General features: G+C 62.8%; 15 protein-coding genes. 2 read left to right on the forward strand and 13 right to left on the reverse strand.

Annotated elements, in window-relative coordinates; translation table 11 throughout:
- Nucleotides 1–44: 44 nt before the first annotated feature.
- Together F3H87_RS17380 and F3H87_RS17385 are read right to left on the reverse strand one after the other, a co-directional pair.
- Nucleotides 45–1,265 (reverse strand): acyl-CoA dehydrogenase family protein, encoded by a 1,221-nt coding sequence (locus tag F3H87_RS17380; RefSeq protein WP_149789121.1) that lies wholly within the window; start codon nucleotides 1,263–1,265, stop codon nucleotides 45–47.
- A gap of 24 nt (nucleotides 1,266–1,289) precedes the next feature.
- Nucleotides 1,290–2,078, reverse strand: a complete 789-nt coding sequence (locus F3H87_RS17385; RefSeq protein WP_149789120.1) for an alpha/beta fold hydrolase — start codon at nucleotides 2,076–2,078, stop codon at nucleotides 1,290–1,292.
- A gap of 597 nt (nucleotides 2,079–2,675) precedes the next feature.
- On the opposite strand from F3H87_RS17385, the gene F3H87_RS17390 reads away from it, so the two are divergent.
- Nucleotides 2,676–3,755, forward strand: coding sequence for a maleylacetate reductase (locus F3H87_RS17390; RefSeq protein ID WP_149789119.1), 1,080 nt, complete (start codon nucleotides 2,676–2,678; stop codon nucleotides 3,753–3,755).
- Between the two features lie 75 nt (nucleotides 3,756–3,830).
- Here F3H87_RS17390 and F3H87_RS17395 read toward each other — a convergent pair whose 3' ends face one another.
- The 8 genes from F3H87_RS17395 to F3H87_RS17430 form a co-directional block, all read right to left on the reverse strand.
- On the reverse strand, nucleotides 3,831–4,733 hold the full coding sequence (locus F3H87_RS17395; RefSeq protein ID WP_149789118.1) for an SDR family NAD(P)-dependent oxidoreductase: 903 nt from the start codon (nucleotides 4,731–4,733) through the stop codon (nucleotides 3,831–3,833).
- A 77-nt stretch (nucleotides 4,734–4,810) separates the two neighbouring features.
- Complete coding sequence (locus tag F3H87_RS17400) at nucleotides 4,811–5,956, reverse strand: thiolase C-terminal domain-containing protein (RefSeq protein ID WP_149789117.1); 1,146 nt, start codon at nucleotides 5,954–5,956, stop codon at nucleotides 4,811–4,813.
- A complete protein-coding gene (locus tag F3H87_RS17405; RefSeq protein WP_149789116.1) occupies nucleotides 5,953–6,366 on the reverse strand; it encodes a Zn-ribbon domain-containing OB-fold protein in 414 nt (137 codons plus the stop codon). The genes F3H87_RS17400 and F3H87_RS17405 overlap by 4 nt, the downstream gene beginning before the upstream one ends.
- A 15-nt stretch (nucleotides 6,367–6,381) precedes the next feature.
- Nucleotides 6,382–7,242, reverse strand: coding sequence for a MaoC/PaaZ C-terminal domain-containing protein (locus F3H87_RS17410; protein WP_149789115.1), 861 nt, complete (start codon nucleotides 7,240–7,242; stop codon nucleotides 6,382–6,384).
- 151 nt (nucleotides 7,243–7,393) lie between these two features.
- On the reverse strand, nucleotides 7,394–8,518 hold the full coding sequence (locus F3H87_RS17415) for a zinc-binding dehydrogenase (RefSeq protein WP_149789114.1): 1,125 nt from the start codon (nucleotides 8,516–8,518) through the stop codon (nucleotides 7,394–7,396).
- Nucleotides 8,515–9,774 (reverse strand): acyl-CoA dehydrogenase family protein, encoded by a 1,260-nt coding sequence (locus F3H87_RS17420; protein WP_149789113.1) that lies wholly within the window; start codon nucleotides 9,772–9,774, stop codon nucleotides 8,515–8,517. Before F3H87_RS17420 ends, F3H87_RS17415 begins: the two co-directional genes overlap by 4 nt.
- 10 nt (nucleotides 9,775–9,784) lie before the next feature.
- Nucleotides 9,785–10,897, reverse strand: coding sequence for an acyl-CoA dehydrogenase family protein (locus tag F3H87_RS17425; protein ID WP_149789112.1), 1,113 nt, complete (start codon nucleotides 10,895–10,897; stop codon nucleotides 9,785–9,787).
- Nucleotides 10,894–12,489: an acyl-CoA synthetase gene (locus F3H87_RS17430; RefSeq protein WP_149789111.1), complete on the reverse strand. Its 1,596-nt coding sequence runs from the start codon at nucleotides 12,487–12,489 to the stop codon at nucleotides 10,894–10,896. The genes F3H87_RS17425 and F3H87_RS17430 overlap by 4 nt, the downstream gene beginning before the upstream one ends.
- A 277-nt stretch (nucleotides 12,490–12,766) precedes the next feature.
- Between F3H87_RS17430 and F3H87_RS17435 the strand changes: the two genes are divergently transcribed.
- Complete coding sequence (locus tag F3H87_RS17435) at nucleotides 12,767–13,378, forward strand: TetR/AcrR family transcriptional regulator (protein ID WP_149789110.1); 612 nt, start codon at nucleotides 12,767–12,769, stop codon at nucleotides 13,376–13,378.
- Nucleotides 13,379–13,454: 76 nt separating this feature from the next.
- Here F3H87_RS17435 and F3H87_RS17440 read toward each other — a convergent pair whose 3' ends face one another.
- The 3 genes from F3H87_RS17440 to F3H87_RS17450 form a co-directional block, all read right to left on the reverse strand.
- A complete protein-coding gene (locus F3H87_RS17440) occupies nucleotides 13,455–14,765 on the reverse strand; it encodes a TRAP transporter large permease (RefSeq protein WP_149789109.1) in 1,311 nt (436 codons plus the stop codon).
- Entirely contained in the window at nucleotides 14,758–15,336 is a 579-nt protein-coding gene (locus F3H87_RS17445) for a TRAP transporter small permease (RefSeq protein ID WP_149789108.1), read from the reverse strand. The genes F3H87_RS17440 and F3H87_RS17445 overlap by 8 nt, the downstream gene beginning before the upstream one ends.
- 130 nt (nucleotides 15,337–15,466) lie before the next feature.
- Nucleotides 15,467–16,585 (reverse strand): C4-dicarboxylate TRAP transporter substrate-binding protein, encoded by a 1,119-nt coding sequence (locus F3H87_RS17450; protein ID WP_149789107.1) that lies wholly within the window; start codon nucleotides 16,583–16,585, stop codon nucleotides 15,467–15,469.
- Between the last annotated feature and the right edge of the window lie 268 nt (nucleotides 16,586–16,853).

The following is a 16,853-nucleotide window of genomic DNA, read 5'->3' on the forward strand; positions in this document are numbered from 1 at the left end:
TTCCGTCGGCAGGAGGCCGGGCTCGGCACCCGGCCCTGCCGGTTTCACTTGGGTTCCACGAGATCGTAGAATTTCCAGACGCGATCGCTCCAAAGCCCGCCGATTTCACGGCCGGCAGAGGCGACGATTCCCGGTGCGATGGTGATGTGGTTCACCGCAACCATCATGTCGCGGAACAGGCGCTGCATCGTCCCGGCACGCAGGCTGGCACCACCGGCCGCGCGATAGGCGAAATTGCAGGCGGCCTCGCCGGCCTCGTGCACCTCCGACTTGGCAAGATGCACCATGCTGATCTGCCGGGTGGTCACCGACTGCCCCGCCTCGACCGTCGCCTCGATATCGCGCCAGACATCCATGGCAAAGGCCCGGGCCGCGCGAACGCGCGCTTCGGCACGGCCGTAGTCATGCCAGAATTTCTCACTTTCCCCCAAAAGCCCCGCGCGGCCGGACTTGGTACGGGCGAACTCGGCAATCTCGTCGAGCATCCTGCGGGCCGCACCCATGGCCCAGCCGGTGTGCCCGATGGCGGCCAGACCGATCACACCCAGACCGAACAGTTCCTTCAGACGCTGCGGTTCGGCGTTGGCGATCGGAAAGGTCAGGTCGTCGGGAATGAACAGCTCCTCGGCCGAATAGTCGATCGACCCGCTGCCCTTGAGCCCCAGGACATCCCAGTTCCCAAGCTGTTCGTGTTCTTCGATCGGCGCATGGACGCACATTATGACCGGCTCACCGTTCGCGTCCTTCTGCGGTTTTCCGGTTCCGTCATCGACGAATGCCGCACTATGCGACCAGGTGGCATGGCTGAAACCCGAGCCATAGCTCCATCGACCCGACAGCTGATAGCCCCCATCGACCTTCTTCAGCATACCGAAGGGCGCCCCCTGCCCCGAGAACCGGTTATCCGTGCCGTCGGCGAACAGGCGTGCCACAGCGGTATCCGGCAGAAACGCCGCCGACATCCCGCCGATACAGGCATGGACCATGGACACCCAGCCCGCGGACCCCGAATGCCAGGTGATCGCCTCGATCAGTTCCAGCACCTGGCGCGGCGGCAGTTGCGCGCCGCCCAGTTCCTCGGGCGCCAGCACATGAGACATGCGCAGCGGGCGAAGGGCTTCGAAAGTCTCGTCGGTGAGTTCCGAGGCCGCATCATCGGCTTCGGCGTTTTCCTGCAAAAGCGGTCCGATTGCCTCGATCTTCTTCAGCAGATCACGATGGTCCACGGACTGGCCCCAGTAGCCATGTCTCATAGGCTTGTTCATGGTTGTCCTCCTCAGGTGAACAAATCAGTTGGAAAGAAAGTCGCCGATCCCGGCCATGATTTCCGGCCGTTCCTGCGCAATCAGATGGCCGACCCCCTCGACAGTTATCAGCCTGCCGTCAGGCAGCGCGTCGACCCAGAGCGGCGCCTGACCGGCGGGCAACAGGCGGTCTTCGGTCCCCCAGACGACAAGTGTCGGGTTCGTGATCCGGGACAGGAAGCGGCGCAGGTTCGGATGGCCCATTCCCAGCGGCGCGCAGATCCTGCCAACCGTTTCGCTTTCCCGCCCGCGCGCGGCGCCGAACGCCTCGGCGGCAGCGGGGTCCGATCCGTCGGGAAAATAGCGCAGCGCGACATTCACGTCGTGCGCAAGGTATCCGGGGAAATCCTGCGGGGCGATTGCCCCCAGGTCAGTGGCCGGCCAGGCCGGATCGTTCAGGCCCGCCGGGGCCATCAGGACGACCTTGTCGAACCGGTCGCGCGCAATGGCTGCAAGTTCGGTTGCCAGCCACCCCCCCATCGAGAAGCCGATCAGATGCGGTTTCTCGGGCAGGTCCAGCGCGTCAAGCAGATCGAGGTAGTGGATCAGGAAGTCCGAGATATCCGCGACATGGGGGGCATCGCCGGAATGGCCCATGCCCGGATGACTGGGGCAGAGCACCCGGAACCGATCCGCCAGCCCCCTGGCGAAATCGAACCCCTCAAGGGTGGCCGCCCCGTGAAGGAACAGCACCGGTTTCCCGGCACCGATTGCCTTGATGACGGTACGGACCCCGCCGATCTCGTAGTCCAGTGTTTCGAATTCGGCAGCCATTCGGCCTCCCTCCCCTTCATACCGGCATAGCGACAACACATCGCTACGCCACGCACACAGGGAGATAGAGGTTCGAAGCGGGCGGAACCGCCATCGAACACAGCCTCCCTTGCCATTCTTTCGAGAGACATGAACTGTGGGCATCATGCGCCATAAGCGCCGTGACCCGGGCTTTCTCCCCAAAGATCCGCCACAATCCGGTTCCTCCAACCGTGTGGCGATACCTGTTTTCTAGGGCGGCGGTCTCGCTGGCGTCAAATTCGAAAACTCCGACGCTTTATATCCTGATGATATATTAATGCTCGAACAGCGGGGAAAAACCCGGAAAACGTGGTCTACGTCGTGAAAAGACACACTTTCCGGCAATGTCAGCCCCTTCCCGGATGCCAATCTCAGGCCCCGGCAGACACCGCGCCTCCGACATCCTGCGACCGGGATCAAACTCCACGTCGCCCCGCCGCATTTCATAGCAACATGTTATATTCCCTTCGGCAGAAACGATATCACCGGGACGTATCCACGTTAGCTTTCGGCCTGAAAGAAACCCGAACGCTGCGGCACGCGCCGCAGCGGCAAGCCTCACGAAAGGACTACGGCATGAGAGATTTCGTCTTTCCCGGCATTACCAGCCGGGTTCTCTTCGGCTCAGGAACCCGCGCCCGGCTTGGCGAGGAAATTGCCCGGCTTGGACATCGGCGTGCTTTTTTCCTTTGCACACCGCAACAGACCGGCGAGGCGAACGCGTTGTCCGGTCTGCTCGGACAGCAGAGCGCCGGACTCTTTTCCGGGGCCGAAATGCATACCCCCCTCGCGGTCACCGAAAAGGCCATCGCCGCATTTGACCAATCCGGTGCCGATTGCCTGGTCGCCGTCGGCGGCGGTTCCACCATCGGGTTGGGCAAGGCCATCGCTACCCGGACCGGCGCCGATCAGATCGCCATTCCCACCACCTATGCCGGCTCGGAGATGACCGACATCCTGGGCGAGACCGATGCAGGTGAGAAGGTCACGCGACGCGATCCCTCGATCCGCCCCGAGGTCGTCATCTACGACGTGGACCTGACCCTTGGCCTGCCTGCAAAGCTGACGGTTACATCGGCCCTCAACGCCATCGCGCACGGGATCGAGGGGCTTTATGCCCCCGACGCCAACCCGATCACCGATCTGATGGCAACCGAAGCGATGCGTGCCTTCAAGTCAGGCCTGCCCCGTGTTGTCGAAGCTCCGACCGACAGGGAAGCGCGGGCCAGGATACTGTACGGCGCGTGGCTGTGTTCGACGGTGCTGGGCTATATCACGATGTCGCTGCATCACAAGCTCGCACATGTACTGGGCGGTTCCTTTGGCCTGCCCCACGCCGAAACCCACGCGATCCTCCTGCCCCATACCGCGGGGTTCAATGCCGTGGGCACCGACAGGCTCGACGCCGTGGCAGAGCTTTTCGGCGGCAGTGTCGGTCGCGGCTTGTGGGACTTCGCAAAAACCTGTGGTGCACCTCTGTCCCTGGCCGATCTGGGGCTGGACCGGACGGATATTCCCCGTGCGGCCGAAATAGCGACGCGCAACCGCTACGCCAACCCACGCCCCTTCGACGCGGGCGACATCGAAGCCATCCTGTACGCCGCATGGGAGGGCCGCCCGGTCGCCCCGCAGACCGGTGCGGCCCATCGCCCCTAACTCGGCCAATGCCGTCGGGCGGAGGCGACTAACCCTCCCCAGCAACGGCGGCGCCGACTGGTCTGGCGACCTCCGTCAGATCGGGTCCCAGGAAAAGACATCGCCGGTTATATCCAACGGGAAAAAGCTCTTTTTCATGGCCGGCAATGCGTGGTCCCGGACGGTTTCCGGCGTCCATCCCTCGCCACGGTGGACCGAGCGGATCGGGCGGGGCTGGCTGAAGAGGAAAACCTCGTTGTGCCGCACGCCGAATATCTGGCCGGTCACCTCGCAGGACGGGTCGGCCAATGCGACGCAGAGCGGTGCGATCTTGGCGGGTTTCATCTCTTTCGCGCGTTCGACACGGGCTTTCTCGGCTTCCGTGTTCGTCGGGATCGTTCCGACCAGGCGCGACCAGGCAAACGGCGCGATGCAGTTCGAGCGCACGTTGAAGCGCGCCATGTCCAGCGCAAGCGATTTCGACAGGCCGACGATGCCCATTTTTGCCGCGGCATAGTTCGCCTGCCCGAAACTGCCGATCAGGCCCGAGGTCGAGGAAAAATGCACGAAACAGCCGGAGTCCTGCGCCTTGAATTGCGGAGCGACCGCCTTGGCCATGTTGAAGCTGCCCTTCAGGTGCACGGCCATGACCGCATCCCAGTCTTCTTCGGTCATGCGATGGAAGATCGAGTCCCGCAGGATGCCCGCATTGTTGACCACGACGTCGACAGCCCCGAATTCGTCCATGGCCTGTTCGTACATCCGGGTCGCATCCCCGGAAGAGGCGACATTTCCGAAATTGGCGACGGCTTCTCCGCCGGCGGCGCGGATTTCATCCACCACCTCCTGGGCCGGGGCGCTGCTGGCGCCCTGCCCGTCCGCGGCTCCGCCCAGATCGTTCACGATAACGCGCGCGCCACGCGACGCCATCATCAACGCGATGTCCCGCCCGATGCCGCGCCCGGCGCCCGTGATGATGACCACTTTGTTTTCCAGCATTTTACGCTCCATTTCCAAGTACCAAAAAATTCCGGCGATAATTCCGGTGGGTGTCTTTCCCGTCCGACTGACCCGCGCTACCAGCGATCCTCATTGGTCATGACCACGGTCGCGGCGGCCGAGAACATGCCGCCGACCCCGTGAACGACCGAAAGCTTCGCGCCCTCGACCTGCGCGGGCGACACCCCGCGCATCTGCCGAACGGCCTCCTGCAACGCGAACATCCCGTACATGCCCGAATGCATGTAGCTGAGCCCCCCGCCATTGGTGTTGAGCGGCAGCGCGCCGCCCGGTCGCGTGTGGCCCTCGGCGATGAACGCCCCCGCCTCTCCGCGACCGACGAAACCAAGATCCTCCAGCCCGTAGATCGGCAGATGCGCAAAGGCGTCGTAGATCATCAGGTGATCGACATCCGAGTGGCTGATCCCCGCGCTGCGAAAGGCCTCGCGGCCCGAGATGCGGAACGCCTTGGAACTGCTGAAGCTTTCCATTTGCGAGATCATCGGCCCTTCCACGCTCTCGCCGCCGGCGCCGCGCAGGTAGACCGGCTTCGTGGGAAAGTCCTTCGCCCGGTCGGCGCGTGTCAGGATCAGCGCGCCCCCGCCATCCGAGACAAGGCAACACATCAGCTTCCGAAAAGGATAGGCGATCATTTTCGAGGACAGCACATCCTCTACCGTGATCGGCTCACGGGCACTGGCCCGCGGGTGGAACGCGGCCCATTCACGCTGTACGACAGCCACCATGGCAAGCTGTTCCTCGGTCAGCCCGTCATCCTTCATCTTGCGCAACACCGGAAGCGTGAAGCGCGAGGGCGGCAAGACAGGCCCGTATATCGCCTCGAATTCCTGCTGCTGCATGCTGGGGAACATCGGGCGATGCGCGGCATGCCGCGAGCGCCCGCTTTCCCCGTGCGTGATCAGAACCGTGTTGCACAGCCCCTGTTCGAGCGCCGCGGCCGCATGGCGCACCAGCGTGATGAAAGAGCAGCCCCCCACCGAGGTGCCGTCATACCAGACCGGGCTAACCCCGAGATACTGGGCGATCTCGGCCACGTCGTGCCCGGCGGTCGCGATGCCGTCGATATCCGCGACGGTCAGGCCGCAATCGGCCAGGGCGTTCAGCGCGGCATCGGCATGCAACCCGGTCTGGCTCAGTTCGGGTATCTTGCCCATTTTCGTGGTTTCGGCGGCACCGACAATGGCAATTGTTGCGCGGTTCATGCGGCACCTCCTTTCGCAGGGCGAAACTGCGGCACCGCGAGCGTGCCGCGCTGCTCGAATGTCACCTCGAGCGGCATGTCGAGTTCGAGGGCTTCCGGGTCGGGCGGGCAATCGACGATGTTGCTGACAAGCTTCACACCCTCGTCAAGCATCACCACCGCGATCGTAAACGGCGTTTCGTAACCCGGCGCGGGCACGTTGCTGATGATATAGGAATACAACCGCCCGCGCCCCGAGGCCTCGATCACCGTGACCTCGCGGCTGCCGCAATGCGGGCAGAACGGGCGCGGCGGAAAGAACGGCCTGTTGCCGCACGCCGTGCAGGCGTTCAGCAGGAGCTTTCCCTCCTTCGCACCGTCCCAGTAGAACTGCGTTTCGGGATAAATGGCCGGCAACTGTCTTTCGCTCATCAGGTGTCCTTTCGCTCAGCCCAGCCGGGCGAGGCCGTTGTCGAGAACGACCACGTCGCGCTCGACGGCCCGCGCCCGGAACGAGACCTCGTTGTTGTCGCCCCACATCTCGGTGCGAATGGTCTCTCCGGGGTAGACCGGTGAAGAGAAACGTAACTGCAAATGCGTCAAGGCCGCCGGATCGCCGCCGCCAAGCGCCGAGGTAATCGACCACGAGGCAATGCCCAGCGTGCACAACCCGTGAAGGATCGGGACCGGGAACCCGGCGCCGCGCGCCACCTCGGGATCGGCATGGAGCGGATTGTAATCGCCGCTCAGCCGGTAGACGAGCGCCTGACCCCGGGTCGTCGCATGATCGTAAACCTTGTCGGGTGCACGCCCGGGCAGCTTGTGCACCGGCGCCACCGGCCCGGTCGCACCGCCGAAACCACCGTCGCCACGGGCAAAGCTGGTTCCCTTGACCGTGGCAATCGGCTGGCCCGTGCCCTTGTCGGTCAGGCTGCGCTCCAGATAGATCAGCGCACCCTTTTCGGCCCCCTTGTCGACAATTCCGGTAATCCGGGTCTGGCCAATCAACGTGCCTTCGACAGGCAACGGAGCATGCATGGTAAAGCTTTGTTCCCCATGCAGGATCTTTTGCCAGGTCAGACCGCTGCCGGGTTCCATGGCCCAGAATCCGGGACCGGCGAGCACGTTGACCATCGACGGCAGCGCGCAGAATTCCGGGGCGCGCTCATAGCAGGTACGCAGCTGCCCGGCATCCAGCGGATCGGCACCGAGCCCAAGCCCGAGCGCGTAGAGGATGGTGTCGCGCATGGTATAGCTGTGTTCGACCGGCTCGAAATGCCGGGCCAGAAGTTTCTCCGGGTCGATCATGGCGCGCCCTCCTTTCAGGTGTTCATGCGCTTTGCGAATTCCGGCTGGACAGAGCGCCGTGGATGGTGCCCGACCGGTTCCTGACCGGAATGGGGCGTGGGACGATCCTTCGGTCCGCAGGACAGGTGCCGGGAAAGCACCGGCTTGCTGTCTAGAACCGGATCAATGTCTTGCCATCGGTTTTGCGCTGGAAATACTCCCTTGCGATATCGAGACGCAGCACATCGGTCAGGCCGATCGTCCGCGCGAACTTGCCCTTGAACGTGGTGCCAAGCCCATCCGAGACCCGGACGATCAGCCTTTTCCTGTCTTCCGGGCTCAACTCCTTGAAGAAGGGGCGAAACAACCAGCCGCTGCATGTCCAGGCCAGTCCGGCCGAGCGGGGAATCTCGATCGGCGCAGGGTCCAGCGCGCCGTAGATGTAATAGTGCCGCCGTTCCTGGCTTCCGTAGGGGCCGAACCCCTTGGAATGCTTCCTTGCGCTGGCCTCCATGCAGGTCAGGATGTCACCGGCCTGTTTGCCGCCTATGGCATCGAAACAGATCATGGCGCCCGTGGCGTCGATCGCCTCGACAAGCTTTTCCCGATACGCCTCTTCAGAGCTGTCGATCACGTGTTCCGCGCCCAGATCCCGCATCTGCTGCGCCGTCGCGGCGCTGCGCACGATACAGACAAGCCCCAGCCCCTCCTCTTTGCAGAGACGCAACAGCATCCGCCCCACATTCGAGGCCGCGGCGGTATTAATGAGCGCCTTGTAGCCATGGCGGCGTGCAGTCTCGATGATGCCGAGGGCGGTCAGGGGGTTGATGAAGGCCGTCGCCGCATCGGCCGGATCAAGATCCTCGGGCACGACGAGGCAGTCCTCTGCGCGGAAAACCTGGTAGTCGCAGTAGGTGCTGTTGTTCCAGACGGCCACGCGCGTGTTCATCAGCGCCTCGGCACCCTCGCCGGCGGCGACAACGGTTCCCACCCCTTCGGAGCCGCCCGGAACCGCCTGGCCCAGGCGGTTTTTCTGCAACTCCGCCGTGCCCGGGCGCAGCGGTGCGCTCAGGCCGGGCGCGTCCCCGGTTCCCGTCTGGACCGCCCTTTCAATGTCGATCGGGCCGAAAAAGCTGTTCATGTTGCTCGAATGCAGCGGCGCCGCCTCCATCCGAACGGTGACCTGCATCGGCGCCGGCGGCGGCAGGTCGATGGTTTCCAGCCCGGCGTGAATGGTTCCGTCCTCCGACAGCCGGCTGACCAGGCGCATGGATCGTAGCGGTGGCGACACGCTCATACCGTCTCTCCTTTCCGTGGTGATTTGCCCGCCCCCCGCGCGATTTCGCGGAATGGCACGTCCTTGTCGGCGCGCGTGTCTGCGGGAAGTCCCAGGACACGCTCGGCGATGATGTTGCGCAGGATCTCGGATGTCCCGCCGGCGATCCGGGCACCGGGCGCCGCGAGCAAGGCAAGCTGAAACGGGTTGTTGGCCTGAGGATTGTCCCGGTCGAGCAGGAGGCCGCCCGCTCCCATCATTTCAACGGCATAGCGGGACATCTGCTGGAGTTTCTCCGCATTCACGATCCGGGCAACAGACAGCTCCGGCCCCGGCATCTCGCCACGGCTCAGCTTCGTAAGGCCGCGGTTGCGGAACGCCTCCACCCCCTTGCTTGCGACATACCAGTCCGCAAACCTGAAGCGCACCGCCTGCTCGGCCATGGGAGGAGCTTTCCCGCCATCGGATTGCGTCAGGAACGCATGTATGTCCTCGATGTCGGGCCGCGCCTCTTCGCCGACGGCCAGCCGCTCGTTCATGAGCGTCGTCACGGCCACACGCCAGCCGTCCGACACCTCGCCAAGCCGCTGAGCGTCGGGAACACGCACGCCCGAAAGGAAAACCTCGTTGAAATGGGACGCGCCCGACATCTGGTGAATGGGTCGCACCTCTACACCCGGGGCCTTCATGTCGATGAAGAACATCGTCAGGCCCTTGTGCTTGGGCGCACCGAAATCCGTCCGGGCAAGCACGATCCCGAAATCCGAGAACTGCGCGCCCGAGGTCCAGGTTTTCTGTCCGTCGAGAATCCAGTCGGCCCCGTCCCGCACCGCGCGCGTGGTCAGGCCGGCAAGGTCCGAGCCGGCATTCGGCTCCGAGAACATCTGGCACCAGATCTCGTCACCCCAGAGGGCCGGTTTCGTGTAACGCTCGAGATGCGCGTCGTCCGCATAGGCCAGCAATGTCGGGATACACATCCCCAGGCCGATATCGAACACACCCTTCGGCACGGCATATCTGGCTTCTTCCTGCTGGTAGATGACCTCGTGGATCGACGACAGCCCCTGCCCGCCCCATTGTTTCGGCCACCGGATTCCGGCGAACCCGGCCGCAGCCTTTTTCCTTTGCCACGCCCTTGCGAGACCAAGCTTGGCCTCGTCCACCTCATAGTATCGCGCGGGCTCGGCGGACTCGTCACGCCGGGTCGCATTCGCATCGAGAAACGCGCGCACGCTTTTTCTGAAACGTGCTTCTTCCGGGCTGTCTTCGAGATCCATCGCATTCCCCTCAGGCCAAATGGCGCTGTTCCAGCCCCGAAACGAGGCGTTCCTTCCAATAGCTTTCCGTGCCCAGGCCAAGCGCCAGGGCGTTCGCGCGGCGATAAAAGAGATTCGTATCGGCCTCCCATGTGAAACCGATGCCGCCATGCGTCTGGATGCTTTCGCTCGACGCCATGATGAATGCCTGTATCGCCGAAACGCGCGCCGTCGCGGCCGCCACTGCCAGGTCGCCCTGCTCCGAAAGAAGGCCGAGGGCGCCCATCATCGCGTTCGAGCGCGCAAGCTCGACGGCAACGTAGACATTCGCAAGCTTGTGCTTGATCGCCTGGTTGGCCCCGATAGGCCGACCGAAGGCATGGCGTGTTTTCGCATACTCCACCGCAAGATCGAGGCAAGCCTGCGCTCCGCCGACCTCTTCGAACGCCAGGATCACCGCCGCCCGGTCGAGCGCGGCCACCAGTTCGGCCCACGCGCCGCTGCCGCCGGAGCCGAGCCGTTCGCCCGGTGTCCCGTCGAAATGCAATTCGGCCTGCGCACGCGAGTCATCTATCGTTGGCTGCCGCGTGCGCGTGACGGTTTCGTCGAAGAAGGCAAGAACCGGTACGATACTGCCATCCGGGTCGCGGGCGACCACCACCGCGAAATCCGCCTGTGCACCATCGGGAACAGGGCATTTGCGCCCGGTCAGCCGGCCATTCTCATAGCGCAGCGTGATTGCATCGGCCGAAATCCGGCCCGGCGCCTCGTGAAGTGCCAGCGTTCCGATCATCTCGCCGGACGCTATCTTCGGCAACCAGTACGACTTCTGTTCCTGCGTCCCGGAGCGCAGGATGATCTCGCCGGCGAGAATGTTCGAAGCGAACGGGACCGGCGCAAGCGATCGCCCGATTTCTTCCGCGATCACGCACAGCGCCTCGTAGCCGGCCCCGTTGCCGCCGTATTCCTCGGGGATGAACGAACCGATCCATCCGAACGCGACCATTTCCCGCCACAGTTCCACGTCGGGTTCGGCCTCGCCCGAAAGCGCCGCGCGGGCGCGTTCGCGGCAATCCCTCTTTTCGAGGAACCTGCGGGCCTGATCGCCGATCGCCCGGGCTTCTTCGGAGAATTCAAGATTCATGCCGCACCACCCTTTTCGCCGATCGCATCTGCGGGCGTCCGTTTCCGGCCCTTCCAATAGGGATCGAGCAGGGTTTTCTTGTAGAGCTTGCCGTTTTCACCGCGCGGCATCACGTCGATGAAATCCACCGAGCGCGGGCATTTGACATGATTCAGCGTCGCCCGGCAGAACTCGATAATCTCGCTTGAAAGCGCGTCGCTGCCGGTCTGGCCGTCCTTCAGCTGAACAACCGCCTTCACCTCCTCGCCATAGTCGGCATTGGGAATGCCGAACACCGCCGCGTCGGCGACTTTCGGGTGTTTGAGAAGGTGTTCTTCGATCTCCTGGGGGTAGATGTTCACGCCGCCGGAAATGATCATGAAGGCCTTGCGGTCGGTCAGGAAAAGATAGCCGTCTTCGTCCACGTAACCCACGTCGCCAATGGTGCACCATCCTTTCGGATGCTTCGCCCCTTCGGTCTTTGCCGGGTCGTTATGATACGCGAACGAGCCACCCCCCTCGAAATAGATCGTGCCGGCCTGCCCCACGGGAAGCTCTTCCCCGTCGTCGCCACAGATGTGCAGGCGCCCCATCTTGGCCTGCCCGACGGAACCGGGCTTTTCCAGCCATTCCGCGCTCGTGATGGCGCAATGGCCGATACCTTCCGAGGCGCCGTAATACTCGATGAGTATCGGCCCCCACCATTCGATCATTGCGCGCTTCACGTCATGGGGGCACGGTGCGGCCGCATGGATCGCGCATTTCATGGTGGAGTGATCGTATTTCGCCCGGATTTCCCCGGGCAGTTTCAGCAGCCGGTTGAAATGGGTCGGCACCCACTGGCTGTGCGTCACGCCATATTTCTCGATATTCGCAAGGCACGCCTCGGGATCGAACTTGCGCATCAGGATCACGGTGCCGCCAAGGCGGTTGATCCGGTTCGCAAAACGGAGCGGCGCGGCATGGTAAAGCGGCGCGGGATGCAGATAGATCGTATCCGCATCGAAATGCCATTCCCTCGCAAAATAGCGCAGCATCGCGCCGCCCTCGCCGAAAGGGCCGGCGGGCATCGGCTTGCGGATGCCTTTCGGGCGCCCCGTCGTACCCGAGGAGTAGAGCATTTCGATTCCTTCGACCTCGTCGTCGATGGGCGTTTCGGGCAGCCCCTCGAGCGCCGCGTCGAAGCTGGTGAAGCCATCCATCGGGATATCAGCCATCAACCGCGCGGCAGGCGGGATGGCCGAAAGATCGCACCGGGCCGCCATTTCGGCGTTCTGCCCCGAAGACAGGAACAGATCGGCGCCGCAATCCCGGATGATATAGTCGATTTCCTCGGGGCGGGCGTGCGTCGAAACCGGCGTCACGCGCAAGCCTGCGCGGATCATGCCCCAGAACCAGACCAGGAACTCGGGACGGTTTTCCACCATCAGAACCGTCTGGTCGCCCGGCTTCAGCCCAAGTTTCCGCATGAGGTGCGCAACCCGGTTCGAGCCACGCTCATATTCTGCAAACGTGGTAATGGCCCCGGTTTCGGCGTCAATGATCGCGGGATGGTTCGGTTTCAGCCCCGCCCAGTAACCCACGTGCAGACTGTTCGGCAAATTCCGATCCATCGACGCCCCCTCCTCCTCGGGCAGGCTCTGTCTAGACGAATCCATTTACCGATGCAATACACTTGCTTGTCGTATCGCAAGATTATTGAATGCCGATATCCAGGCCACCGGACACCCGGCCGACAACGCTTTGGAAAGCGGTATTCCGGCATTGTGTCACACGGCACCACCACCAACGGGTGTTCACACCCAGAATGTTACACAGTAAGTTGATTGCAATACCGAAAAGCGGGCCGTAAGCCCGCTGCGATGGCGCCACCAGACGAGAAAGCGCGGGATGGAGACAACCAGGAAGAAACGCAGGACACAGGTCGAACGCCGCGAAGAGGCGGAGTCGCTTCTTATCGCGGCCGCGACCAAGCTGATTTCGATCAAGGGCTTCAGCGGGTTTTCACTGGCCGAGGTCGGCGATCTTGCCGGCTACAGCCGGGGCCTGGCAGGGCATCATTTCGGAACCAAGGAAAACCTGCAAATACGGGTTGCCGAATACATCTTCGGTGAAACGTTCAATGAAATGGCCGCCCTGGTCGGACACAAGCCGCGCGGCATCCCCTTTATCGAGGCATTGCTGGAATACTGCGTCAAGGCCGCCGAAACGGAGCGGGCCAAGGCCCTGACGATGCTTCTTTCCGAGGCGCAAATGAACGAGAAGCTCTATGCCATCATCATGCGCTTCCATCAACGCGCGCTGAGAAATCTGGAATACGAGATCCAGCAGGGCAAGGTGGAGGGAAACATCCGCGAGGACGCGAACTCGAAAATGCAGGCCGCGATCATCTATGCCTTCCTGCGCGGTCAGCTCAATTTCATCGTTTTCCAGCCCGATTTCGAATACGAGGAAATGTCCCGGGAATTCCTGCGCAACCTTCGCACGGCCATCGGCACCTAGATTCGCGCCTCGGTCAAAACCGCTGGCCGTTCGGCCGGGACCGCATGTGGCGATCCCCGCCGAACGGCGCCATGGTTCAATGCGTCATGAGTTGCGGAAGCCAGAGCGAGACAGCCGGATAGGCGATCAGGATCGAAATGATCACGATCTCGCAGGCAAGGAACCACACCACGCCGCGAAATACCGCGGTCAGCGGCACGCTGTCACCGGCAACCGTCTTGACCACGTAGACGTTGATGCCGACGGGCGGCGTCAGAACCCCGACCTCGACCATCTTCACGACGATGACCCCGATCCAGATCAGGTCCATGTCCAACGCCTCAAACGTCGGGAGGAAGATCGGAAGCGTCAGAAGCATGACCCCGATCGGATCGAGAAACATCCCCAGCACCAGAAAGACAAGTGCCATGGCGATCACCAGCTGGACCTTGCTCAGCTCAAGGCTGGCCACGGTTTCGGAAACCACCTCGGGCACACCGGCCATGGCAAGGAAACGGGTCAGCAGCAGCGCGCCGATCGCTATGAAAAACAGCGATGCGGTGGTGTTCATCGTGTCGTCGAGACTGTGCCTGAGGCTTTTCCATGTCAGGTTGCCCTGGCTCGCGCCGATGATGAAGGCAAAGGCAGCCGCAACCGCACCGGCCTCGGTCGGGGTCGCAATCCCGGAATAGATGGAGCCGATGACCGCAAGGATGAGAACAGGCATTGGCCAGACCGAGGCCAGCGCCTCGAATTTCTCTTTCCAGGTCACGGTCTGCGCGACCTTGGGCGCCAGTTCCGGCGAGCGGATGCAGCGGCCGATGATCATGGCACTGTAGATGCCCGCCGTAAGCAGGCCCGGGATCAGGCCCGCCATCAGAAGCAGGCTGACAGACTGGCCCGTGTACCAGCCATAGATCACGAAAGCGATCGACGGCGGGATAAGCGCACCAAGGGTGCCCGACGCGGCGACGGTGCCCGTTGCAAGCCCCTTGTCATAGCCGAACCGCAGCATTTCAGGGATTGCAAGGCGTCCGACCGCGGCAGAGGTGGCAACGGACGAGCCCGAGGCCGCGGCGAACCCGGCGGCGGTGATGTTCGTCGTAACCGCAAGCCCGCCGGGGATCGAGTTCATCCAGAGCCGGGTTGCCCTGAAAAGGTTTGCGGTCAGCCCCATCTGGAAGGCAGCCGCCCCCATGAGCAGGAACATCGGAACCGCCGACAATTCCCAGGACGAGGCGAAACTGAACGGCAACGTGCCGACCGTACTCAGGGCCGCCCCCCAGCCGCGCACCAGCATGATGCCGATAAAGGACACGATGCCCAGCGCGAAAGCGATCTGCACCCGGAGTGCGAGAAGAACGAGTATGCTGGCAATTCCAAGCCCGCCGATTGCGAGATCACTCATCTTTTTCTTGCTCCGTGGTTTCGTCGGCCGCCGTGTTCCCGGCCGTGGCGGGTGCGTCGAAACCCTGTACGTTGAAGAGGATGCAGATGTGCTGGATCGCCTGAAGAATCAGCCAGAGAAGCATCAGTGAAACCCCGACCGGGACGAACCAGCGCGCCGGCCAGACGGGAAATGCAATTGAGCTGAGCTCCCAGTATTCGCCGCGGCTGGTCATTTTGATTGCCTGCTCCACCCCCTGATCAATCAGGACGGCGGAATAGGCGATACCGATAACGCAACCGATCAGCTTGATCGCCGACAGCGGACGCCCCGAAAGGTTCTGGGTGAACAGCTCCACCTCCAGATGCGATTCCGTCCGGGTCACGTTGCCAAGCGGCAGAAAGCAGATCGCCGGCATGAAGTAGGCAGCAACGAGTTCGAGCGTCATCGGAACGGGTGCCGCCAGCAAGTACTTGAGCACCACGTCGAGCGAAACCAGCACCATCATGCCGCCGATCAGGATGGCCGCCACGCCTGCCGGCAGCTTGGCCAGCCAGGTTGCGAAAGTCATAGCTTTGTTCAGGGTCTTCATGCTGCGCCCGAACGGTTCTTTTCTGTGAGGTCAGCCAAGTGCATTCCCGCAAGTCCTCTTTCCGAAACCCATGTGAAAAGTTGCCCCGTCGTTTACGCAGCGGGGCAACTTGTTGAAATCGAGTTACGATTCAATAGTCCAGCTTGGAGTAGATCTCGCGCTGCAGGGCGTCTTCGTAGGCCGCCCGGTCAAGGCCGATCTCGGCCATGATGCCCCGCCATTTCTCGACGGACGCCTGGAAGTCCTCCACGATGCGGCTGGCAACCCCGGCATCGACACCGCGCCGCTCGGCGGCAGCGATCGCGTCGGACCATGCCCCACTCCGGTAGGTTTCGACGGCACTCACGAACGCGTCGTCCGCTTCGAAGATCTGCATACCGCGCGCGACGGTGTTCTCGATGGCCGTGTCGGCCTCTTCGATGACGACAAAGTTGGAATCCGCGATCAGTTTCGGGATTTCCGCCACTATCGCGTCACGCTCCTCCTGCGGCAGATCGTGCCAGGTGTCGAGATTGAAGATCAGGCGCCCCGCGCTGACATAGGCAAAGATCGGTTCGTCGATCATCGAGCGCACGAACTCGCCAAGGTTCGCCTCTTCCAGCCAGCTTGCGGCCCCCGTGGTGCAATCGGCCTGGCCGCGCTGCATCGCCTCGTACATCTCGGTGGAGCTGATCGAGACCGGCACCGCCTCCAGATCCCGGATCAGGATGCCCGGAGCCCCCGATGCCCGAACCTTCCTGCCGCGCAGATCGGCCGCCGTCGCCACTTCCGGCTTGCACATTACGTAATAGGGGGTCGTGGCCACCATCGCCAGCAGCACCGAGTTGTTGTCGGTATAGTCCTGCACGCATTCCGGGCACTTCAGCAGCTGAACTTCGGAGGCTGCGGCCGAAAAGGCCAGCATGTCTTCAACCGACGCCACGGTCCGGCCGAAATCGCCGAACATCGCCGAGGTCGGGATCGAGCTTTGAACATAGGCATCGACGATGCCGCCGGCGTTCACCGTGTTGCTTCCGATCGCATCCAAAAGCTCTTTCGGGCCGCCCATGGCGCCACCGAAGAACCCTTCGAACGTGATGTCGCCATTGGTTGCGTCGGTGACACGATCGAAGAAGGGCAGCAGCCCGTCCTTGATGGCACCATAGTTGGGCGGCAGGTAGTGACCGTAAGAAATTTCCTTTGCTCCGGCCGAGCCTGTCACCATCGCAAGCGCCACGGTGGCGGCGGCAATCGTTGTGGTCTTGAACATCGTAATCCTCCCTTGAATACGCTACGGCTTTTCCGCGGTCGCGCCTTTTTCCAGCTCGGGTGCATCATGCGCCCCGCATCTGGCCTCCTGGTGCGGCCGGCTGGCCACACATTCATTTCTGCCGAATCGCAATGCGATTTTTCCGGCCTCCCAAGTCCTCTCATATCTGCTTGCTGACCAGCAAGCAAGATTTTTTGAGGCAGGCGCCCGATACCCCCTGCACCGGTATTGTCAAGTCGCTCCCTCCCGCCATAGAAGCAAATAAAAC

This window comes from Lutimaribacter pacificus, assembly GCF_900142185.1.
GTDB classification, from domain to species: Bacteria; Pseudomonadota; Alphaproteobacteria; order Rhodobacterales; family Rhodobacteraceae; genus Lutimaribacter; species Lutimaribacter pacificus.